Here is a 21992-nt window from a genome sequence, read left to right on the forward strand (position 1 = left end):
CTCCAAGACTTAACCTTGCATTTTAGGGATCGGCGCACACGCCAAATTTTTGGTGGTTTTTCGCCGGCTTCCGGTTTCCATCTTCTTGTTTATTGCAGCGTCGCGGTGGGTCGCGCAATTTGGCATAGGTTCGGCATAGGTTCGGCGGCCCGAACCCGCGTCCTTTTTCGGGCCGCCATGGCGGCCCATTCCGCGGCCGCGATGGCACAGAATGTCGCGCCGGTTTTCGGCCCGCATCGCGGCGGTTTCGGGTTGCAGTTCCGGAGCGGAAGCGCGCGCTTCCGAAAAAAAACGAGGGGCCTTTCGGCCCCTCTTTCCTATCCCCCGGCAGCGTTGACTTGGCAAACCGCGCGATTCGGTACGGGCGCCCCGCGCCCCGCGGTTTCGGGACAACGACCGCTACGGATCCCAGATGAACAACGAATCCAGAGTGATGAAGCAGCCCTCGAACGGGACGATGTCGATGTAGCTTATTTCCGTGAACACGTCAAAGAAACTGTCAACTGTGGTGAGATTCGGATCGGTTATCGTCACCGTGTCGAGAAGGTTGTCCGAGCTGTCGTACGCCTGGATCAAAAGCGGCCAATCTTCGCCCACCGTGAAGAACGGCTGGATCGGCTGGAAGCTTATCCCGATAATGTCGCCCGGCGCGCCCTCGTTGAGCAGGATCGAGCCTACATTTACGCGCAGAATGCCCGGCCCGGAAAAACCTACATGCCGCACCGGATCGCTCTGCGTGAAGTATTCCGCGCCCGGAATATCCAAAAATTCGACGGGCATCGTTCCCACCTGCGCTGGCGGATCCGCGTCGTTGAAGATGTCCTCGGTGTAGGTGCCTGGCGTGATGTTGCCGTCGGCAAGAATCCAGGTCCAAGGGAAGAACCAGAAGAAACAGGTGGAAGCGCCGTCCGCGCCGTCGTTTCCTCTGCCCGTTCCGGTCGGATTTCCGTCAATGAAGTATTCCCACGAGCCGCCCGTGCCGTGAACGCCGGGCGGGCAGCCGTTGCCGCCGTCCCCGCCCCATCCGGCGCTGGCATCTATTTCGGGGGTGCCGGCCGTGCCTTCGCTCGAAGTTCCGGCCCCCCCCCGGCCGGCGTCCGACACCATATTGCCACCGTTTCCGCCGTCGCCGCCGGGAGTTTTGTCGGCGAAGCTGTTGCCGTGCCCGCCGTATCCCTCGGCGCAGTAGGCGTTTCCGCCGTCGCCGCCGATTCCGCCGCCGCCGGATGCTCCCGTCACGTCGATGAAAGAGTCTCCGCCGTTGCCTCCGATTGCCGTCGCGTCGCCGCCGCGGCCTCCGACGCCGCCGGGTATGCAGGTATCATTGCCGCCGAAACCGCCGGTTGCGATGGCATATCCGCCGTCGCCGCCGGATTGCGCGCCGAAAACCACGTTTTCTATTCCGGTCGTGCCGCGGTATGTAAGTACGCGATTGACAGTGGCGCCGTATCCTCCGTACGCGACAGCGTTTCCTCCGTCCTCCGCCGGACAGCCGTCCGCGCCGTCCGCTCCGTGCGCCTCGGCGTAGCCGCCGTCGCCGCCCGCGCCGGGATTTATCGTCAGCGTTCCGGCTACGAATATTCCGTTGGTGCCGCGGATCTTGAGCTTTGCCGGCTGGCCGCCGTCTCCGCCCGTCGCGGACGCGTCCTTGTCGCCGATCGCCATGGCGTTGCCGCCGCGGCCGCCGCTGCCGAGATTTATGGTCACATCCCCGTTGAACGTAAGCGACCCGTCCACCACGTTTATGTTGAGGTTGAGCGCGCGTTCGCCATGTCCGCCCGTCGCCACCGGATTGCCGGACAAATCGTCCAATCCGTCGTTACCGTTCGGACAATTAAGCGTGAACTGCTCGATTTGCACATCGGTGCCCGCAGGCCATATGGCGACTACTATCCTGCGCGTTCCGCGGGGGGGGGTGCGGACCGTCCAAGTGCCGCGGAATGTCAGGGGATTGGCGGCCTGGCTGGCCGAGCGTACGGCTTGCGGGATGTAAGGGCGCGCGGAAACATACGGCAACGGCCCTGACTGGTCGAAAGGAGCAATCGTGGGCGAAGTCCCGTCGTCCATGTCGCAGTCCGCGTCCGCCTCGTCCGGAGTCGGAATGTCGGCCTCGTTCGTCGCGACGAAAATCGAACCGTCGCTTGTGACCGTGGACGTGTCGGAGAATGTCACGTCTCCATGCACCACGAGGAATATCGAGTCGAAGGGGTCTCCTTCCGGTTGGCTGCCGGGGGGGGAGTCGAGCGTGATGTCACCGTTTACCGTCAGATTTCCGTCCACCTCGAAATAAAGGTTGCCGTCCACTCCTCGCAACTCGCCGTCGATCGTCGCGTCTCCCGTGACGTGCAGGCGCGCGTCGTTCGTCAGGTTGACGCGGAATCCATCCTCGATGACGAGCGATGGAAGCGTGGTGTCGGTGTTGTAGGTGATTCCCGGTGTGAACGCAACCACATTTGAAGGCTCGCCAGTGTCCGTTCCGTGGAACGAGACGACGCGAAAGTACGTTGCCGTCGACGGCGGCGTGGCCATCGTGTAAACAAAATGCGGAATCGCGGAATCGTCGCCGTCCGCGAAATTGAGCCTTGTCACCTCGGTGAACGGCCCGGCTTCGGAGTCCGAGCTTTCGATGATGTATCCCTCGACGGTCGCCAGGAAATTGAGCGCGATCGGCGTGATGTCAGATACGCCTATTTCTCCGTTGTCGTCGCCGTCTATGAAGTTTTCAAGGACGTCGTCGCCCACTCCGTCGTCCGCGTCCGCCAGATAGTTTAGCGCTATGGGCGTGATGTCGGAAACGCCCACTTCGCCGTTCCTGTCGTAGTCGCCGCTTGAAAAATAGTCCCACTCGAAGTCGAGCGAGCCGTCGCCCGGATCGAACAAATACAGCTCGGGCGCGTTGCCCGCTCCCTTTGGAGCCGCAGATACGGCGCGCCTGCCGTCAAGCTGGCGAGTAAGCTCGCCCACAAGCAGGTTCCAAGTGGAGTCAGAGACGCCTTCCGGCTTTTCAAGCGCGGCGATCTCGGATGAGACATTCACCGGTTCTCCGTTTTCCGGGAAGGGGGATAAGCCGGTGGACTTTTCCGCACCGCGGCCGCAGGCCAACACAAATACGCAAATCAATACGGCGGCCGATAATCCTGCCAGGTTTGCGGTTTGGATAAAACCGAAGTTAGAACGCATTCAACTACCCCCTTGCGGGCAGGCTGCCCATTTCAAAAATACTATCAAAAACATATTATACCCGGAAAATAGAGAATTAGGTGCGGTTTCCTTGAGAAGCGGTTCAAAGGCATCTTGAAGCTTCGGGTCGGTAACGACTTGAGCGGCCGCAAGATAAGCAATATCATTGCCGGCCAAGGTTGACCCGCCCGTCAGTTGTAAATAAAATTCGCGGCGAGCGGCGGCGCCGCTTTGAACTTAAGTTTCAAGAGGTGCCTTGTGTCAAGGATTATTCCGTTACTCGTTTGTATTTCATTATTCGCAATCCCGGCCTACGCGGACGAATGCGCTGAATGCCATAAGACCGCGACTCCGGGGATAGTCGCCGATTGGCAGCTTTCCCGGCACAGCCAGATGGGTGTCGGATGCGCGGTCTGCCACGGCTTGGATCATTCGAAAGCGGAAGACGCTTCGCTTGCGGCGATACCCACTCCCGACACATGCAAAATGTGCCATCCCGAGCGCGTCGAGCAGTTCTCGAAGGGCAAACACGCGCTCGCTTGGGCGGCGATGAAAGCGATGCCCACCGCGCACATGCAGCCGATGGCGCTGATGGAAGGAATGAAGGGCTGCGGCGGCTGCCACAAAATCGGGCTCAAAACCGAAGAAGAAATAGCGCAGCTTAAAAAGGACGGTGCGGGATTCGGCGTGGCGTCCTGCGACGCGTGCCATACGCGGCACACTTTTTCCAAGGTCGAAGCGAGCCAGCCGCAGGCCTGCCAGACGTGCCATATGGGTATTGATCATCCGCAGTGGGAAATGTATTCCAGCTCCAAACATGGCGTGCGCTACCTTCTGAAGCAGAACGGAACGCTTCCGGAAACCGCGTCCGCGCCGAAATGCCAGACCTGCCACATGCAGGGCGGCGATCATGAAGTCGGAACCGCATGGGGATTCCTCGCCGTCAGGCTGCCCATGCCGGAAGACCCGCAATGGGCGGCCGACCGCGTCACCATACTGAAAGGATTAGGCGTGCTCGATCCGGACGGCAATCCAACCGGCAGGCTTGACGTGGTCAAAGCCGCGAACGTTGCGCGGCTGACCCAGGAGGACTGGCAGGCGAAGCGCGACGAGATGATCGGAACATGCGGCCTCTGCCACAGCGAGAATTTCGCCAAGGCCGAGCTTGCCAAGGGCGACGACATGATCCGCGAAAGCGACAGGCTGATGGCGCAGGCAATCGAAATCGTCGCGGGGCTGTACCGCGACAAAATCATTCCGAAGCCCGCGGGCTATGCATTCGACTATCCGGACCTGCTCACGTTCCACGACGCGCCGACAGTAATCGAGCAGAAGCTGTTTATCATGTTCCTAGAACACCGGATGCGCGCGTTCCAGGGCGCGTTCCATATGAATCCTGATTATTCGCTGTGGTACGGCTGGAGCGAGATGACGCGCGACCTGCAGGAGATAAAGGAGCTTGCGGCGGACATGCGGGAGCGAGCGAAAAACTAGGCGATAGTTGCCAAAGTTTTCGAATGAAAAAGCTTGCATCTTCAAGCAGCGAAGCCGGTTTGAAATAATCGTGATTCTGGTAGAATATCGGCCCGCGCCGAAGTGGCGGAATGGCAGACGCGCTAGCTTCAGGAGCTAGTGAGGGTTCCCTCGTGGGGGTTCGAGTCCCCCCTTCGGCAGATTCCTTGCTCCCCGCGTTTCAAACGGCTGCACTGCGCGCGTTGTTGATAACTCGTTGTATAATCGCCGCGTGCTCTACCTGACCCGGCACGGCCAGACCGATTACAACCTTAACAGGCGCTATCAGAGCCGCACCGACGTGCCCCTTAACGAAACCGGAATCGAGCAGGCGCGCTCGCTTGCGCGCGGCCTTGCCGGCACCAAATTCGCCCGCGTGATTTCCTCGCCGATGAACCGCGCGGTCGAGACGGCGGCGATCATCACCGGCCGCGAAGCAAGCGAAATCGAAACCGACGAAGTTTTGCTTGAAGCCGCGCTGGGAGATTGGGAAGCGCGGCTTGAGGCGGATTTGATTGCCGAGCTTGGGGATTCCTATTTCAAATGGCAAGCGATGGGCGGGCTTTTTGCGCCGCCGGGCGGCGAAAGCATTTACTCCGTTATGGCGCGGCTTGCCGAGCCTGCGGAGAAATGGATAGAGGAAGCGCGCGAGCGCGATATCCTTATTGTCGCCCACCAGGGAACTAACGTGGCGTTTCTCATGCTCGTGACGGGTAGATGCGGCAAGCAGGCTGCGGAGGATTTCCGGCAAAAGAACGGCCAGGTGGATATTATCGACGCGAACACGCGCAAAATTGTAAGAACGCTGGTCTTTCCGTAAATTCCGCGCCGCGGGTTATTTGCTTTCCAAGATGAAACGGCGCACGTCGTCGCCCAAGTCCACCTTGTTGAGCTTTTTCGCGTCCGCGAAGGACACTTCGATGTAGGGCACGTCGCCGTCGAAAAGGTCCAGCGCGACCACCTTGCCGTAGGCTTCGACCAACTCCCCCCGCTGCATCCAGTTGCGCACGCGTTCGAAAAAGATGATCTCGCCCTTCGAGTAAGCGTCGCGCTTGGCGTCGGGGTAATAGATCTTGTAGCCTTCTTCGGTTGTTTTGGGGCGCTTTCCGGTTTCGGCCGGTTTGGCCGCGACCTTTTTTGCAACGCGCTTCTTGGCGGGAGCGTCCAGCTCCTCGTCCTTTACCGCCTTGGCGGCGGTCTTAACGGTTTCTTTGGGCATCGATACTTCCTTCCTCCCGAAAGAAAAATAATATTACCTGAAGCGCCGGAAGTCAATAGGAATTTCGGGTTGCGGCGCGAAAACAGGCGGATTCCATCCGGAAATGCCGGTGGCACCCGCCCGTTGTGGGTTGCGATTGCTGAAATTTGCCCTACAGTGACTCCGCGTTAACAAGCGGCTCGTCCACGTCGTCTTTGTCGTAGCTTCCCCAGCCGCCGGAAGGCGCCGGCTCGGCGAATCCCGACGGAGGAACCGTGCAGAGCGCCGCGTATACTTCGTCGAATCCGCCGGAATGGTTGTCGAACCAAAGCGCCGCGGCGCCCGCGACGTGAGGTGACGCCATGGAGGTTCCGCTGATCGTGTTGTAACCGCCGCTCTTCCAAAGCGAGGGGATGCTGGAGCCTGGTGCGATTACGTCAACGACCGTTCCGTAATTGGAGTAACTTGCGAAAGTGCCGTTGGTGGCCAGCGCGGAAACGCAGATTACGTTGGAGAATCGCGCGGGGATGTAGCTTGCCGCATCGGTGTTTTCGTTGCTTGCCGCCACGACGAACACCACACCCGCGGCCGTCGCGGTGGTAATCGCAGTGTCCATGGATTGATTGCTGGACGGGGAATAGGCGCTCAAGCTCATGTTGGCGACCTTGATTCCGTAGGCCGAAGCGTTGGCGGCGACCCAGTCTATGCCGCCGTTGACCCACGACATCCACCCGCTGCCGCGCCTGTCGAGAACCTTGAGCGCGACGAGGCTTGCATTGGGAGCAACACCGACGTAGCCGATTCCGTTGCCCTTTCGAGCCGCGACGATTCCGGCGACATGCGTTCCGTGTCCGTTGTCGTCCTCCGGCGGGGTTCCGGGCTTGACAAAGTTATATCCGCCCAGGTAAGCGTCGCCGAGATCGGGATGGTCGATATCGATTCCCGTGTCAATTATCGCCACGGTCACGCCGCTTCCGCCGGAGCCGGTGTTGAGGTCGGCGTCGATGCGGTCGACGCCCCATCCGGTAGTTTCGGATGAAGAGCCGCCGCCGCCGCCCGGCTTGCCGCCCGGAGGCGTGGCAAAAACCGGCAGGTCGGGCTCGATGTAGGCCACCCGCTTGTCCGCGGACAATCTGGAAACCTCGGATGCGGACATGTATCCGGCGAATCCCCTGTAAACGGTTCCGTATGAAACGTCCGGCCTCGCCGAAAGCGAAGCGCCCATTTGGGACACGTCCGCCGCTGTCGCGCCGGGTTTGAGCACCACGATGTATCTCCCCGCGCCCGCGCCGGGCGAAGGAACGGCGGACTGCATTTTGGCGCCGCCGGAATTCAGGCTGTTATTCGATCCCGCGTTCCCGCTGCAGGCGGCCAATACGGCCGCGACGGCGAGCGCGAGCGAAATCGCAAGAAGTTTGTTCATCTGAAATCTCCTTACAAGAGCAAAAGAACAGGATATCATACCCCGTAAGTAGGAATTTGCCTTTGCCGTCAGTCGTCCGGCAGCTCGAAATAGTACGGCTTCGATTTGGCCTGCGGGAGCGAGTCGGACAAAAGCCGCCCTTCCACGCCGATGTTGTCATAAGGATGCTCGCAAATGTGAACCACCGGCCGCCAGTCGGCATGTCCCGAAGCCTGCGCGAACGCCGCCGCAAACGACGCGACCAGGTTTTGCTTGTGGATGCGCCGGATGCGCGGGATGTACAGCACCAGGTGGATGTACGGCTCGCCCGATTGGCCGTTCCAGATCTTGCCGCCGTGCGACGCCTCGCCGGGGCCGTACTCGAAAAACCTGATTCCGAATATTTTCGCGTCGAATCCGGTCGCGAGCGAAAACGCCTCGGTGAGCGCCTCGGCCAGCCTGGCCTTGGTTTCCGCGTCCGTGCGCGGCATCGAAACTTCAAGATTGGGCATGGTTGCCTCCTCCGCCGGACGGGATGACCGCGCCGACGCGGAATTGTTCCCTATGGCTTTTTATTCGCGCCGAATTCGTACCGCAAGATCGGACGAGATTCCGACCGGCGGCCGACTTCGCGGAATCCCGCGTTCCTGAACGCGGAATAAAATCCCGTCCACGCGAAGACGTCCGGCATCCTGTCTTTGCGCGGCTCGACGGGATAGCCCTCAACGATCTTCGCGCCGCGCTTTTTGGCGAATTTGAGCGCGGCTTCGATCAGCGCCTCGGACACGCCCCGCCTGCGCGCGCGCTTTGCGATGAAAAAGCAGACGATGCTCCATACCGGCTTGTCATCCACGCGGCGCAGGACGCGCGAGTTTTCGAGCAGCTTGTAGCCTTCCCTCGGCCCGACCGCGCACCAGCCCACCGGCTCGCCGCAGGAATACGCGAGTATCCCCGGCTCGCGGCCGCCTCGCACCAGCGCGCGCATCGCCCTTTTGTTTTTCTCGCCCTTGTTCGCGTCGAATTCCTTTCGGGACTGCATCCAGAACATGCACCAGCAGCCGCCGCACGCGCCCCGCGCCCCGAAAAGTGTTTCGAAATCGGCCAGGCGATCAGGCGTAAGCGGATAAAAGGTAAGCTTGCCGAGCGGCGCGTTTGAAGCCCGCGGCTTCGGTGCGTCCGCGACCGCCGCGGCTTTTGCCCCGTCTTCCTTTCGTTTTCCCGGCTGTTTATCCAAGCGTTCCCCCGGCAAGTGGAAATAAAGTCCCCGGCCGCGCGGCCGGTTAAAGAATATACGAAGCCAAGTCCTTGTCCTTGATTACTTCCTTCAACCGCGATTCCACGAAGGACTTGTCAACGACGAGCTTCGCCCGGCCGTTTTCGAATTTGAGCGCCTCCCTTAGCGCGTCGGGCAGACCGCCGCCCTCCGGCTTTTGCGTCCGAAGCGGCTTCGTCTCCGTCACGCCGTTCAGCGGTGCCGCGAACGAAATGTCCTCCAGGACGTATTCGAGTATCGTGTGCAGCCGGCGCGCGCCGATGTTTTCGGTTTCCTTGTTTATTTGCTCGGCATGGTCTGCCAGCGATTCGATCCCGTCGTCCGTGAATTCGACCGTCACGCCGTCCGCCGAAAGCAGCTCCGCATACTGCTTTGTGAGAGCGTTTGTCGGCTCGGTGAGAATCCTGCGGAAGTCCTCCGCGGAAAGGCTGGTCAATTCGACGCGGATCGGAAATCTACCCTGGAATTCCGGTATCAGGTCGCTGGGCTTGGACATGTGGAACGCGCCCGCTGCGATGAATAAAATATGGTGCGTCCTTATCGGGCCGTATTTCGTGATGACCGTAGTGCCTTCGACGAGCGGTAGGATGTCGCGCTGTACGCCCTCGCGCGAGACGTCGGGGCCGTGCTGGGGCTTGCTTCCCGCGATCTTGTCGATCTCGTCAACAAAAACGATACCCGCCTGCTCAACGCGGTCGACGGCCTCCGTGATCACCGCGTCCATGTCGATTACCTTGTCCACTTCCTCGGCGAAAAGAATGCGCTTTGCCTCGCCGATTTTTATGCGCTTGCGCTTCTTCGGCCCCGGCCCGGCGATCTCGCCCATCAGGTCTTGGATGTTCATCCCCATTTCTTCAAGACCCGCGCTGGAAAAAACCTGCATCATCTTCGGGCGGCTGTCGCGCGTCTCGATGTCGATTTCTTCGTCGTCCTTCTTCCCGGAGCGGATGTCCGCGAGGACGCGCTCGCGTATACGGTTGGCCTGCAGCACTTCCTCGTCAATTCGCTCTTGTTCCTCGGGAGTTTCCGCGCGCCGATGGCGCGGCCGGGGCGAAATTTTATCCAGCAGGCGCTCGTTCACTCGCTCTTTTACGTTTTCGGTCACATCGCAGATGCGCTCGTTTCGCACCATGCGAACGCCGATTTCAATCAAATCGCGGACTATGCTCTCCACGTCCCGGCCGACGTACCCGACCTCCGTGAACTTGCTCGCCTCCACTTTTATGAACGGCGCTTTGATTATGAGCGCCAGACGGCGTGCGATTTCGGTTTTGCCCACGCCGGTCGGGCCGATCATCAGGATGTTCTTAGGAATTATCTCGTCGCGGAATTCGGCTGGAACGCGCGCGCGCCGCCACCGGTTGCGAATCGCCACCGCGACCGCCCGCTTGGCCTTGTCTTGACCCACGATGTAGTCGTCCAGGCGCTCTACAATCTGGCGCGGAGTCAGATCCTCGAACATCCCGCCGTTTTTTTCAAGTGAATTTCGCATACCCAAGGTTCAGCCGGCCTGCGATTCCCGCCGTGCGGGGATCAGCCGCCTGCCTCCTCGATTGTGATGTGGTCGTTGGTGTAAATGCAAATCTCCGCGGCTATACCCAGCGCGGCTTCGACTATTTTTCTCGGCTCCGTCCATCCGGCGAGCATCAGCGCCTTGGCCGACGCGCGCGCGATGTCCGCGCCGCTTCCTACCGCGGCGATGTTGTCGTCCGGCTCGATCACGTCTCCGTTTCCGCTGATAATCAGCAGCTCCGACGGCGTCGCGGCAATCAACAGCGCTTCGAGCCGGCGCAGGTATTTGTCGGTGCGCCACTCCTTGGCAAGCTCCACCGCCGCGCGCTTGAGGCTGGAAGGATGCTTTTCGAGCTGGCCTTCGAATCGCTCGAACAATGTCAGCGCGTCCGCGACCGCTCCCGCGAATCCGGAGATGACGCCGCCTTTCGAGAGTACGCGGATTTTGTTCGCGCCGTGCTTGAGGACGGACTGGCCGAGCGTCACCTGGCCGTCGCCGCCGACCGCGACCTTGCCGCCGCTTCTGACGGCCAGTATCGTCGTCGAGCGCACGCGGGGCGCGGGCGCGCCGTCAAATTCTACGGTTTGCATTTCCTCCACCTGTACCCCTTTTGCCGGGCCGATTTGAACGCCGGCCGCGACGCGTGTTGATTATACAAGGCGCCTCCAATAGCGGAAGATGCATCCCTCGCGGGCAGCTCAACCTTCACCGGGCGGGGCTCATTTGGCGCACTATGTTGTGCCCCTCGGCTATAATTCGATCGATATGCGATTCGGCATATTGATGAAGTTTTTACTTGCGTCAGGTTGCACCGCACTTGCTGCTTTGTTGATTTGTTTCCCCGCGCTTGCGCAGGACGAATGGACGGGCGGTTTTTTCGGAGCAGCCGAAGCCGAGCGGATGTTCGGAACGCAGGCCGAAGAAATAACGATTGACGATGCGCGGACTTACATGCTGGAGCTGGTCAACCGCGAGCGCGCGAAACTCAAATTGCAGCCGCTCGCGATGGACGAATACGCGCAAAAAGTCGGCCAGTGGCACGCGGACGAAATGGCGGTGCATTCTTACATCAGCCATTGGGATATACAAGGTTTCACGCCCACGATGCGCTACACCGCCGGCGGCGGCAACGACGGGATGAGCGAGAACGTCACGTTCTTCGCGTGCGGCGTGCGCGTATATCTCACGCGCAAGGTTGTCGAATATATGCACTCATCTTTTATGGGGAGCGAAGGGCACCGCGTCAATTTACTCAAGCCGGAGCACAACAAGCTCGGCGTCGGAATCGGATTCGCGCTTTTCCCGACGGGCGAATGCGTCTTTACTTGCGACCAGACGTTCGTTGACGACTACGGCGGGCTTGCGCCCATTCCGCAGTCGATCAAGCTTGGGGAGCCCATAGCGGTTTCGGGGACGCTGGATATAAAGCGGGCGAAGCTCAGATACGTCGGCCTCGGATGGGATCCGTTTCCGCAGCCGATCGCGCCCGAGGCGATGAACGCAAACCTGATGGGCGGCCAGAATCCCGGAAGCTACAATCTTTTCCTGCCGAAGGGAAGCGCGGCGCCGGAGGGGGCGGCCGTGCCGACGGACGAATTGGTCGAATGGAACTCGGAAACGGGAAAGTATTCCTGCACGCTCGATTTGTCAAAGCCGCTTCCCGGTACGCCGATGCCGCCGGACGGCGCGGGCGGTCCGGGCACGCCCGGAGTTTATTACATATTCATCTGGGCGACGCTCGACAAGTCGCTCGTTCCGGAAGGATGGGAAAACAGGGAAGATTACTTTTTTCTCGCCGGTGTCTGGACGCTGGGCGGCGTGAATTAGCGCGAAAAAAGCCCGCTTTCGCGGGCCTTTTTTGGGGGAAATAACCGGTTGCTGTCTTCGTTATGCCGCGGCCTCCAACTCCATGCCGAGCGCATAAGGCGCAAGGAGGCGCTGGATCTCCGAGATTTCCGGCAGCCTTCCGCTGACCAGAACCTTGCCGTTCACGCCGAGACCGGGCGTGTCCTTCACTTCCGCAGGGAAGTTGCGGATGTCGCCTTCCACCTCCACCTGGAAATCGCGCAGGCCAAGCATCCAAAGCGCGTTGTGGACGCGGATTCTCATCTGCCGGCACTTGCTTGTGCCGCTACCGAAAACCTGAATCTTGAACATTTATCGGTCCTCCTCTAACATCAGAGCACCCTGGGGCCGTTCTGGGATTGCGGCCCGGGTCGTCGAAAATAGCTTGTGATAAAATCCAAAAACAGGCTTTATCACAAGATATCTGCGGCTGAAAGAAGGGGTTTCAGCTGCTTGATGCGGCGGTTTATTAAAAAACCCGCACCAATCAAAGTTTCAAGTTGCTCGGCTCCGTCGGAACCGTAATAGTTATACCGCGCCTGTATGTGAAAATACAGCAAATAATCACAAGTGAAATAAATATCATGGTGGCGCTGGGATGGGTTTAAGTGAACAGAGCTTGACAAAATCACCGGGAAGGACTAGCGGGACACGAGGGCGATTCCGCGGCATGCCGCGCGAATGGCTGAATACTGCCTATCTATTGGAGGCTACTGCATCAGCGCGTAAAGGCCATCCGGCGGCTCTGTGCTCGGACCGAATACGCTGGCCTCGCGCCTGAAGCCTTCGCGCACCCAGTCGGTGCGTATCACGGCTTCCACCCTGACGTACTCCGCCAGCTCCTCCGGCATTTCGAGCACGGCGCGCCCCGCTTTGTTCCACTTGATCAGCTCCGCGGGCAGCGAGCTGTAAAGCGACCAGTCTTCCTCCGGCGTCGCAGGGTTTTCCACATAGATTTCGTAGCGATACAAAACTTCCTGGTAATAAAGCGCGACCGGCGTGACGTCGGACATTCCGATTTCGCCGTTTTCGTCGGTGTCTATTACATGCAACGGCGAATCTGGATCGTCCTGCGGCACTTCCTTTCCGTAATTCAGCGCGATCGGCGTCAAATCTTTGATGCTCACTTCGCCGTCCAGGTCGGTGTCTCCCGGAAGCGCGTCGGAGAACGAAAGTTTGCCCGATATCCTGTCGTAATGCGCTCCGATCCGATCCAGCATAGCGAAGCTCGCGCTCCGGTCAATCTCTCCCTTGCGCGCGGAATAAAGCAGCCGCTCGAATTTGTCCTTGATAGCGCTGTAGGTGCGGTTGTATGAGTTGGTATCGTAGTTCGTTCCGGGGTTGTACCAGTTATCCCCCCTGAATATGTCTTCGAATCCGATCCAGTTGCCCCATTGGTCGTACACGTCTCCGCGCCCGTCACGGCGAAAGCCGATAGGATCGTACCGGTGGCCGTGCAAGCGCCACGAATCGCCTTCGTACACCGGATTGCCGTAGATGTCGTAGTACGGGCTTTGATTGCGGCCGTCCGGAGAGAAAAAGTAAATTTTCGCCTTTTTATTGCCGCACCCGGATGCAAGAAGCGCAACCAGCGCAAGTGCGGCGCAAAGCGCCAAAACCAACAACGCGAAAAGGTTGTTCCGGCCCATCCGACACCTCCGCACCGGAAAAATTCGCGGCGCGAAACCGATTGATTGAATTGTACCGCAATTTTGAGGCTTTTTTTTCCAGCCGCCGCGTCAAACCTTGCCGGGTCTTCGGCCCTAATTCGGCTGATAACCGCAGGATTTACGGCGTGCGCCGCGACGGAAAAATTGCGGTTGAATGCGGTTGAATATTGCACGTCGGCGAAAGCAATGCCATTCGTACGCCGGGCGGCTCACGCCGCCTCTTCCGGATGCCGCTTATGCCGCGCACTCCCTTTCGGGCAAATTGCGAAATTCAGCTGTTATCCCGTAAGCGGGAGCAATGTGGATTTAGCTTCAACGCCGTCCGGAAATCGGCGCTGTTTCACTCCTAGCTTCTCGCTTTTCTCTCTTCCCTTATCTCTCTAATCTCATTTCCCACTTCACTCTTTCCTCCTCTTTTATCCACAACTTATCCACCGGTTTCACGCCTCTTGTGGATAACGTGTTGATTTTTTGCTAATATTGCGGCGGCGGGGCGGGCGCATTCCCGCCGGTCAGGGGATTTGAAAGCCGGGAAATCCCAGCCGGGCGCCCGCACATCCGTCTGTTTTTACGGATTCGTGCTAGAATCCGAAGGGTTTGGCCGGAGGACGCGGCGGACTTGCTCCGCCGTGCGGTGCAGTCCCCTGGGGTGGTTTTTGCGCGACTATTCGCGTTTTTGGAGCGCTGTTGGCGGTACTCAGGCTTGGCAAGGTGGAGCTTGTGGGATTCAAGTCGTTCGCGCGCGAAAGCGCGATCGACTTCGAGCGGCCGGTCACGGCGATAGTCGGCCCGAACGGAAGCGGCAAGTCCAACATTCTCGACGCCGTCCTGTTCGCGTTCGGCGAGCAGTCTCCCACAAGGCTGCGCACGGGGCGGATGGACGACCTGATTTTCGGCGGCGCGGGCGAGGCGAAACGTCAGAATTTCACGAGCGTCAAGCTCACTTTCGTTCCCCATTTCCAACCCGGCCTGACTTTCCGCAAGCGCGGCGGGCTTTTCGGCGATCCGGGCGAATCGCTGCCTTCGGGCAACGGCAAGGAATTCGGCAACGGGAACGGCGGCAACGGCCGCTTTCACGTGGACGGGCCGGTTACGCTGGAAAGGCGGCTATACCGCGATGGTGTTTCGGAATACGTCCTGAACGGCGAGACCGTCCGGATGAAGGACGTGGACGAGTTCTTCGGGCGCTTTGGCCTCGGGCGCGGCTCGGTAATTTCCATCAACCAGGGCGAAGTGGAAAAGAAAATTCTGGCAAATCCGCAGGAGATGCGGATGTGGCTCGTTTCCGCGTGCGGAATCGGAATGCTCATCGACCAGAAACGGCGCACCGAAGAGAAGCTTTCGGAAACTTCGAAAAATCTTGCCAGGCTAGCGGACCTTGTTTCCGGAGTGCGGGATCGTGTGACCGCTCTCGAATCCGAAATGAGGGACGCGAACGCTTACACGGATCTAACCGCAAGGCTTTCCGCGCTGCGTACGGAGAGCCTGCGCCGCGAACTTGCCGAGTGCTTCGAAGAACTTGAAAAGAACAACGCAACCGCCGGCGAAATCCGCGACAGGATGAACGCTCTTGCGGGCGACGCCAAGAAGGCGGAGGTTGAGGCGGACGCGGCGGAGGAAGCGGTCGAGGCCGCGCGCGCGAAAGTCGAAGCCTGCGTCGATGCGCTGCACGCGGCGGAGCGCGCCGCGGGTGATGCCGCGGCGGAAGCCGGGCGGATTGACGTCGAAGCGAAGATGCTTTCGGACCGGATCGCCTCGATAGAAGCGGATTCGGAATTGCTTGCGCGCGAAATCGCATCGGGGGAGGCGCGCGCGGCCGCGCTTTCTGAAAGCGCGGACGCGGCTGAAGCAAAGCTGGCAAAGCTGTCCAAAGCGTTGGAAGAAGCGGCGCTTGCTCTGAACGCCGCGCAGGAAACCTTGACCGCGGAGCGCGCGAAGTTTGAAACCGCGCAGGGCGCGCGCATCGAAGCGGAAAGGCACGCGGTCGAGCTGCGCAACAGGCTGGAGGCGGCGAAGGGCGCGAAGGAGCGCATTGACGCTTCGATAGAGCGCAGGCGGCGCGAACGATCCGCAACCGAATCGTCGCTCTCCGAAGTCAGGGGAAAGCGAGCCGAATACGAACGGGAGCGCGAAACCGCGTCCGCGAACGCGGAGGAAGCGGGAAAACGCGCGGCCGAAGCCGTCGAAAAACTGTCCGCGGCGCGCGAGAATTACTCGGAAACCCAAAAAGAACGCGACGGCGTGCGCGACGCGCTTTCGGGCGTGGAAGCGCGGCTTGCGAGCCTCCAAGCGCTTGAAAACGAGGCCGAAGGGTTCGCTCCCGGCAAGCGCGCGCTTCTGACCGATGCGGAGCTGCGCAACGCGGTCGGGGGGGTGCGCGACCTGTGGCACGGCCTCGCGTTTCCGGATGAAATCGCGGGCGCGGTATACCTCGTGCTTTCCGGATTCGAGGACGCTGTCGAGGTGGGCAATCTCGCGGCGGGATGCGAAACGCTTGCTAAGTTCCACCGTGAAGGCATAGGCAAAGCGCGCCTGATTGAAACGGTGCGCGACGAAACGGTGCCGCCCCGGCCGGATTGGTGGCCCGATGGCGTGCGCAGATTCTACGATTTCGTCACCGCGGGCAACGGCAGGCTGGCGCGGATGTACCGTGAAACCGGCGAGGTCGCGATCGTCGAGACGCTTTCCGAGGCGAATCAAATTCTTGGGATGGAAATGCGAATCGCGAAAGCCGTGCTCGCGGACGGCTCGGTTATGGTGGGCCGCGGCGAGGCAGTGGGAGGCGCGCCGTCTTCCGGCAGCCGCGTTCTATCCCGACGGAAAGCCATTGAGGAACTGGCGGGAGAGGCGGCGAGGCTAAAGGTGGACTGGGCGGCCGTCGAGGGCGCTGTCGAGGGAGCGCAGAGCGCGGTCGACGCGGTGCTGGCGGAGATGGAAGCAGCGGAGCGCGACCGCGCGCGGTGGCTTCGCGAGCTTGCGGTAGTCGAGGAAAAATTATCCGGGCTTTCCGCACGCGAGCGGGAGCTTTCGCTTACTCTTGAAACCATTACGCTTGAGCTGTCCGAAGCAGAGCGCGAGGCGGGGAATATTTCCGCCGAGGTGGTGAAGCGAGATGACGAGTACGCGGCCGCATCCGACGAGCTGGACCGGATTGCGGCTGAATACGAGGCCTGCGCTGCATCGCTGAAAGCGGCGGAAAACTCGGCCTTAATCGCGCGGGACGATTTCGCGCGCGCATCGGAGGAGCGGCGCGCGGCGGGAATCACGCTGGAGCATTCCCGCGAGCAGGCGAAAGAAATAGCGTCGCGGATTTCGGATGCAAAGGCGCGGCTCGACGCCGCGGCGGAGCGCAAATCCGAACTCGAGGCGCGCGCGGTAAAACTCGGCGTGCAGCGCGAGGACGCGCTTGCCAAGCTCGGCTCATTAGAAGGAACGCGCAAAACCGCGGAGGACTCGCTTGCGGAAGCGCGGAGCGCACTTGATGTTGCCCGCGCCCGGTCCGAGGACGCGCGCGAGCGCGCCAAGGCCGCGGCGGAAAACGCGGAGCGCTTCGAGCGCGATTTCGGCAAGTTCGAGGTCGCCCGCGGGCGGCTGCTTTACCGCTACCACGATCTCTGGAAGCGCTGGGAAGAAGAAACCGGTACGCGGCGCGCGCCGGACGCCGACGAGCCGGTTGACGAAACCGCAGGGCTGCCGCCGGAGCTTCTGGCGATAGTGGACGAGGCGCTGCTGCTTTCGCACGCTTGGGCGGAAAGCGAGGGCATCGCAATTTGGGGAAAGAAAACGGTATCCGTTCCCAAAGGAGATGAGGGGGGGGGGTACGCCGACGAAGCGGATTATTCCGAAGTCGAGCTTTGCGAAGACGGCGAGGTGCGGTTCCGCGAAAAGATAACCTTCGATGCTCCGGATTGCGGCGACGGCGAACCCTGCAGCGCCGGAGACGACGCCGATGATGGAGGCGAAAATCCTGCGCAGATGGAAATCGCCGATGCCCCCGAAATACTCATCTCCCAGTGGGAGGAGCGCGGCATTCCGCGGCCGCCAAAGCCTGCGGCGAGCGCGGACGCGCTGGAAAAGCTCGGTCGCGGCAAACTGCGCGACGCGATTTCCGACATAGAGCTCGAAATCCGCAAGCTGGGCAACGTGAACCTGCTCGCGCCGGAACACTGGAGAGTCGAGTCCCAGCGGCTGGCGTTTTTCCTTTCGCAACAAAACGACCTGCAGTCGGCGCTTGAAAAGCTGCGCGCTCTTTTGGCCGACCTGGACCGCAGGACGCTCGAAAAGTACCAGCGCCGGTCGGCGCGCATAGCCCAGCGTTTCAACGAATATTTCGTCTTTCTTTTCGGAGGAGGATCGGTTGAGCTCAAGTTCACCGAGCCGGAGGACGTACTGGCATCCGGCGTGGAAGTTATGGTCACGCTCCCCGGCGAGCGGCGCCAGGCGCTGCGCGCTCTATCGGGGGGGGAGCGAAGCCTTGTCTTCCTCGCGCTGTTCCTCGCCGCGCATTCGATGGGCGAAAGCGGATTCTGCATAATGGACGAGGTGGACGCGGCGCTCGACGACGCCAACATCCTGCGATTGGGCCGCCTGATCGATCACATCGCGGGGGGCACGCAGTTTATTTTGGTCACGCACAACAAGCGGACGATGGAGCTTGCGGACGCGCTTGTCGGAGTCGTGGGCAGGCCCAAAGGCGTTTCGACAATAATCCCGGTGGACCTGGCGAAAGCGCAGAAATACGCAGAGAAAGCGTGATTTCTCCATACCGCCTATTTGTGCGACGGCGCTTCCGCGGCAGTATTTCGAAGGAAAGCACCTGAAGTCGCGGTTTTTTGTCACCGCTATCTCGGCCAGAATACGTACCGGTGTGATTGCTATAATTCCGCGCTGTGGAATTTTCAAGCGGCCCTGCAAAGCAAAGCGCGCCAGCGGCGTACCGGCTCACGCGGCCGCCGGCGGTGCTTGTGGACTCGCTCACGAAGCGGTTCGACAAGGTGACCGCTGTTGACAATGTGAGCTTCGCGGTTCCGGAAGGGGAATTTTTCGGATTCCTGGGGCCGAACGGCGCGGGCAAGTCCACGACGATAAAGGTACTTGTCGGAATACTCGGTGCGGAATACTCGAAAATTACGATTGCCGGGCGCGACCTGCGCCGGGATCCGATCGGAGTGAAGTCGAGTATCGGCGTGATGCTTGAAGATCCGCATCTGTACGACAGGCTTACCGCGCGCGAGTACCTGCAATTCATGGGAAGGATGTACGGCCTTGAAGGGCGCGAGACCGACGCGCGCACCGAAGAGCTGCTCGACCTTATGGATCTGGGCGAGGCGGCGGACAAGATGATCGTGGACTACTCCACGGGGATGCGAAAAAAAACGGTTCTTGCGGCGGCGATGATCCACAAGCCGCGCGTCCTGTTCCTGGACGAGCCGTTCAACGGAATCGACCCGATCGCGTCGCGCAAAATTAAAGACGTGATGGCGCGGTTGGTGCGGGGGGGGGCCACCGTATTCTTTTCATCCCACGTGATGGAGCTCGTCGAAAAACTCTGCACGTCGGTCGGGATTATCCACCGGGGAAAGCTGATGTTCCACGCGCCGATGGAGGAGATACGCGCTGGCGGGCGCTCGCTGGAAGACGTGTTCGTGGAGCTTGTCGGCGGCGCGCATGTCGGCACCGAGGAGCTTTCGTGGATAGACTAGCCGCGCTCGCGCGGGTGAAGCTAAAGCTGGTTTTCCGCTCCGGCGGAAAGGGACTGGAAGCAGGCCTGCGGATTTTCTCGCTCGCAATCGTCACGCTTTCGATTCTCGCGGTCGCGTTCGCGGTGCGCGATTTTTACGGGATGATGCCGGTCGAAACGCGGCAGCATTTCTTTCCGGCGTTTTCGTGGATCGCCGGAATTATCTGGCTGCTTTCGCCGTTCACGCCTTACGCGGTCAGCTACAGCCTGCATTTCGAAGGACTCGCGCTTTTGCCGATATCGCGCCGGGAATTCGGCCTCGCGCTGGTTATAAACGCGCTTCTGGATTATCTCGGAACGCTCGTCCCCGTATTGATAATCGGCGCGCTAATCGCTTTCGGAGACAGGCCGGACACCGCGCTTGCGGTGCTTGTAATTTCTGCTGTCTTCTGGGCTGGATTGCTGGTCACGGGGCAGATGATCCTGCTCGTTTTCGCGCGCGCTATCGCGTCAAGGCGCGCGAGCGACATCGCGATGATCGTGGGCGCGATTCTGGTCGCGCTTTTAACTTTATCGCGGTTCTTTTTCGTGCTCGGCGAAAAGTCGCCGGATTTTTCACGCTGGACGCCGTTCCTCGAAACGGCGGAAAAAATCGGGCTTTTCTTTCCGCCGGGGCTCGCGGGATGGGCGTACAACGAAGTCGCGGCCGGCGATTACGCCGGCGCGGGTCTGCCGTTTGCCGTTTTGCTAGCGGAAACGCTGTCTGTTTTCATTTTGGCCGGATGGCTTATCCAGCGGTTCTTTCTCGGCGAGCTGGCGCTCGGCGGAACGGTGAAGCATAAATCCGTCCGCGCGCGGCGCGCAAATAACGGCGAGGCCGCTCCCAATGGCTCGATGCGCTCGTTCGGGCTGTCGGAGGCCGCGGGCGCGTTTCTGCTCAAGGAATGGCGCTACATCTTCCGCGAACCAATCTACAAAATGCGGCTCATCAACAATCTCTCGTTCGTCATATACCTCGTGCTTTTCTTCGTGTTCTTCCGGCGCACGGGGGGGGAGGCCGGGTTAGGGTTCGCCGACTGGATTCTGCCTCTTTACGCGTACTTTTCAGTCATCGGCGAGCTTCGCATGTCGGGCAACAAGTTCGGGATGGACGGCGCCGCGCTCGAAAGCGTCCTCGTCACGCCCGTTCCGCGCTCGGAATTGATGATCGCCAAGGCCGTCGTCAGCATGCTCTTTTACCAGAGCATCCACGTCGCGATAATTCTCGCAGGCGGCATCGCGTTCGGATTTCCGCCCGCGCTCTCGCTTCTTTGCGCGCTCGGCATGATCGCCGGCGTTTTCGCAACCGAAGCGCTTGGCAACGTCATTTCGGTTTACTTCCCTTACAGGCTTTATCACCAAAGCGGGCGGCGCGGCCAGCCGCAGTTCGAGACGCGCGGCTGCACTTTCCAGCTTCTATACATGCTGACCACTCTCGCGGGCAACGCGATTCTCGTGCCGCTGATGGCTGTTGTAATCGCGCCGTATTACCTGGGCGCGCCGGTCGCGGGATTCGCGCTCGCGCCCGTTTCGTTCGCGCTGGGATACCTGCTGCTTCGATACAGTCTCAAAATCGCCGCGGACAAGCTGGTCGAGCGCGAGCACGCGATTCTTGCGCTCGTCACAAGACCGGAAGAATAGCCGCGGCGTACTCGCCGCGCTTTCTGTCATCGGCCCGCTTCGTCAATTCATCTGGCGCAACGCGGCCTCGACGCGCGCCACGTCGCCCGGCACGTCAACCGCGATCCGCGTGTAGCCCGTCGTGACGACGCGTATGCGTATCCCGTTTTCCATCGCCCTAAGCTGCTCCAGCGACTCGGCAAGCTCCAGCGGCGTCTGCGCGAGCCTGCACAACCTGAAAAGCACATCGCGCCTGTAGATGTACACTCCGCCGTGCACCAGATACGACGCGTGCTCCACGTTGCGCGGGTAGGGAATCGGAAACCGCGAAAAGTAAAGCGCGTACCCCGCCCTGTCAACGACCACCTTTACGGTGGAAGGCTCGCGGATGTATTCGATGTCATTGCATTCGCTTGCGAGCGTCCCCATCTCCGCGCCCTCGTCAAGCACGACGCCGATCATTTCGTCCAGGTCGGCGGATTTTATCGTCGGCTCGTCGCCCTGGATGTTGACGATGTAGTCGCACTCGCATCGCTCCGCAACCTCTCCGATTCGGTCGGTGCCGGACGCGTGGTCGGCGCGGGTCATTTCCACGCGCCCGCCGAAGCCGCGCACGCACTCCGCCACACGCTCGTCGTCCGTCGCGACGACAAGCTCGTCTATCAGCGCCGCGCCGGATGCGCCGCGCCACACCCATTCGATCATCGGCCGGCCGAGAATAGGCGCAAGCACCTTGGCCGGGAACCGTGTGCTGCCGTACCGCGCTGGAATGACTCCGAGAACTTTCATCGCCGGGAGTTTAGCCGCGCCGGGCGGGAGTGTAAAGGCGGGGGCGCCGGATTCCCTCCGTGAAACGAATCCTGTCTAAAAGCCCCTTATTCTTCGTGTCATAGCTTCCGCCTGCGGCGGATGGTCCGAGGCCGTCCAAGGCCTTTCGCGTGCATTATGCCCCGATCCGCGTGAAAAATGACGCGCGGGGGAAAATCACACGCCGATGTGTCTTGTCGGAAATGTCACAATTATATCGGAATACAGTTGTGCAATTAACGATACAGAAATG

General features: G+C 60.5%; 16 protein-coding genes and 1 tRNA gene. 7 read left to right on the plus strand and 10 right to left on the minus strand.

Annotation, left to right across the window (positions count from 1 at the left end):
• Positions 1-399: 399 nt before the first annotated feature.
• Positions 400-3036: a hypothetical protein gene (locus tag HRF49_07205; protein MEP0814437.1), complete on the minus strand. Its 2637-nt coding sequence runs from the start codon at positions 3034-3036 to the stop codon at positions 400-402.
• A gap of 537 nt (positions 3037-3573) precedes the next feature.
• Between HRF49_07205 and HRF49_07210 the strand changes: the two genes are divergently transcribed.
• From HRF49_07210 to HRF49_07220, 3 genes are all read left to right on the plus strand, one after another.
• On the plus strand, positions 3574-4674 hold the full coding sequence (locus tag HRF49_07210; protein MEP0814438.1) for a cytochrome C: 1101 nt from the start codon (positions 3574-3576) through the stop codon (positions 4672-4674).
• A gap of 96 nt (positions 4675-4770) precedes the next feature.
• Positions 4771-4853, plus strand: a tRNA-Leu gene (locus HRF49_07215).
• A 56-nt stretch (positions 4854-4909) separates the two neighbouring features.
• Complete coding sequence (locus tag HRF49_07220) at positions 4910-5512, plus strand: histidine phosphatase family protein (GenBank protein MEP0814439.1); 603 nt, start codon at positions 4910-4912, stop codon at positions 5510-5512.
• Positions 5513-5527: 15 nt separating this feature from the next.
• Here HRF49_07220 and HRF49_07225 read toward each other — a convergent pair whose 3' ends face one another.
• From HRF49_07225 to hslV, 6 genes are all read right to left on the minus strand, one after another.
• Positions 5528-5911 carry a hypothetical protein gene (locus HRF49_07225; GenBank protein MEP0814440.1) on the minus strand — a complete coding sequence of 128 codons (384 nt, stop codon included), beginning with the start codon at positions 5909-5911 and terminating at the stop codon, positions 5528-5530.
• A 151-nt stretch (positions 5912-6062) separates the two neighbouring features.
• Complete coding sequence (locus HRF49_07230; GenBank protein ID MEP0814441.1) at positions 6063-7313, minus strand: S8 family serine peptidase; 1251 nt, start codon at positions 7311-7313, stop codon at positions 6063-6065.
• Between the two features lie 68 nt (positions 7314-7381).
• Positions 7382-7804, minus strand: a complete 423-nt coding sequence (locus tag HRF49_07235; GenBank protein MEP0814442.1) for a hypothetical protein — start codon at positions 7802-7804, stop codon at positions 7382-7384.
• A gap of 50 nt (positions 7805-7854) precedes the next feature.
• Positions 7855-8340, minus strand: a complete 486-nt coding sequence (locus tag HRF49_07240; protein MEP0814443.1) for a GNAT family N-acetyltransferase — start codon at positions 8338-8340, stop codon at positions 7855-7857.
• 232 nt (positions 8341-8572) lie between these two features.
• Complete coding sequence (gene hslU / locus HRF49_07245; GenBank protein MEP0814444.1) at positions 8573-10057, minus strand: ATP-dependent protease ATPase subunit HslU; 1485 nt, start codon at positions 10055-10057, stop codon at positions 8573-8575.
• A gap of 41 nt (positions 10058-10098) precedes the next feature.
• Positions 10099-10668: an ATP-dependent protease subunit HslV gene (hslV, locus tag HRF49_07250; protein MEP0814445.1), complete on the minus strand. Its 570-nt coding sequence runs from the start codon at positions 10666-10668 to the stop codon at positions 10099-10101.
• A gap of 193 nt (positions 10669-10861) precedes the next feature.
• On the opposite strand from hslV, the gene HRF49_07255 reads away from it, so the two are divergent.
• On the plus strand, positions 10862-11905 hold the full coding sequence (locus tag HRF49_07255; protein MEP0814446.1) for a CAP domain-containing protein: 1044 nt from the start codon (positions 10862-10864) through the stop codon (positions 11903-11905).
• A gap of 60 nt (positions 11906-11965) precedes the next feature.
• On the opposite strand, the gene HRF49_07260 is transcribed toward HRF49_07255, so the two are convergent.
• Entirely contained in the window at positions 11966-12235 is a 270-nt protein-coding gene (locus HRF49_07260; protein ID MEP0814447.1) for a thioredoxin family protein, read from the minus strand.
• A gap of 398 nt (positions 12236-12633) precedes the next feature.
• Positions 12634-13572: a hypothetical protein gene (locus HRF49_07265; protein MEP0814448.1), complete on the minus strand. Its 939-nt coding sequence runs from the start codon at positions 13570-13572 to the stop codon at positions 12634-12636.
• A gap of 708 nt (positions 13573-14280) precedes the next feature.
• Here HRF49_07265 and HRF49_07270 point away from each other — a divergent pair.
• The 3 genes from HRF49_07270 (at position 14281) to HRF49_07280 (ending at position 20953) form a co-directional block, all read left to right on the plus strand.
• A complete protein-coding gene (locus HRF49_07270; GenBank protein MEP0814449.1) occupies positions 14281-18348 on the plus strand; it encodes an AAA family ATPase in 4068 nt (1355 codons plus the stop codon).
• A 203-nt stretch (positions 18349-18551) separates the two neighbouring features.
• A complete protein-coding gene (locus HRF49_07275; GenBank protein ID MEP0814450.1) occupies positions 18552-19295 on the plus strand; it encodes an ABC transporter ATP-binding protein in 744 nt (247 codons plus the stop codon).
• Positions 19283-20953, plus strand: coding sequence for a hypothetical protein (locus HRF49_07280; GenBank protein ID MEP0814451.1), 1671 nt, complete (start codon positions 19283-19285; stop codon positions 20951-20953). The genes HRF49_07275 and HRF49_07280 overlap by 13 nt, the downstream gene beginning before the upstream one ends.
• Before the next feature lie 42 nt (positions 20954-20995).
• On the opposite strand, the gene kdsB is transcribed toward HRF49_07280, so the two are convergent.
• The gene (kdsB, locus tag HRF49_07285; protein MEP0814452.1) at positions 20996-21721 is read right to left on the minus strand and encodes a 3-deoxy-manno-octulosonate cytidylyltransferase; all 726 of its coding nucleotides are present in this window, start codon (positions 21719-21721) and stop codon (positions 20996-20998) included.
• Positions 21722-21992 lie beyond the last annotated feature (271 nt).

The organism is bacterium (genome assembly GCA_039961635.1).
Taxonomy (GTDB): Bacteria; 4484-113; 4484-113; order JAGGVC01; family JAGGVC01; genus JABRWB01.

Bases quoted from the DNA above. Each gene is read 5' to 3' on its own strand.
- HRF49_07210 (MEP0814438.1), top strand. From the start codon at position 3,574: ATGGGTGTCGGATGCGCGGTCTGCCACGGCTTGGATCATTCGAAAGCG.
- HRF49_07225 (MEP0814440.1), bottom strand. From the start codon at position 5,911: ATGCCCAAAGAAACCGTTAAGACCGCCGCCAAGGCGGTAAAGGACGAG.
- HRF49_07230 (MEP0814441.1), bottom strand. From the start codon at position 7,313: ATGAACAAACTTCTTGCGATTTCGCTCGCGCTCGCCGTCGCGGCCGTA.
- HRF49_07235 (MEP0814442.1), bottom strand. From the start codon at position 7,804: ATGCCCAATCTTGAAGTTTCGATGCCGCGCACGGACGCGGAAACCAAG.
- HRF49_07240 (MEP0814443.1), bottom strand. From the start codon at position 8,340: ATGTTCTGGATGCAGTCCCGAAAGGAATTCGACGCGAACAAGGGCGAG.
- hslU (MEP0814444.1), bottom strand. From the start codon at position 10,057: ATGCGAAATTCACTTGAAAAAAACGGCGGGATGTTCGAGGATCTGACT.
- hslV (MEP0814445.1), bottom strand. From the start codon at position 10,668: ATGCAAACCGTAGAATTTGACGGCGCGCCCGCGCCCCGCGTGCGCTCG.
- HRF49_07255 (MEP0814446.1), top strand. From the start codon at position 10,862: ATGAAGTTTTTACTTGCGTCAGGTTGCACCGCACTTGCTGCTTTGTTG.
- HRF49_07260 (MEP0814447.1), bottom strand. From the start codon at position 12,235: ATGTTCAAGATTCAGGTTTTCGGTAGCGGCACAAGCAAGTGCCGGCAG.
- HRF49_07265 (MEP0814448.1), bottom strand. From the start codon at position 13,572: ATGGGCCGGAACAACCTTTTCGCGTTGTTGGTTTTGGCGCTTTGCGCC.
- kdsB (MEP0814452.1), bottom strand. From the start codon at position 21,721: ATGAAAGTTCTCGGAGTCATTCCAGCGCGGTACGGCAGCACACGGTTC.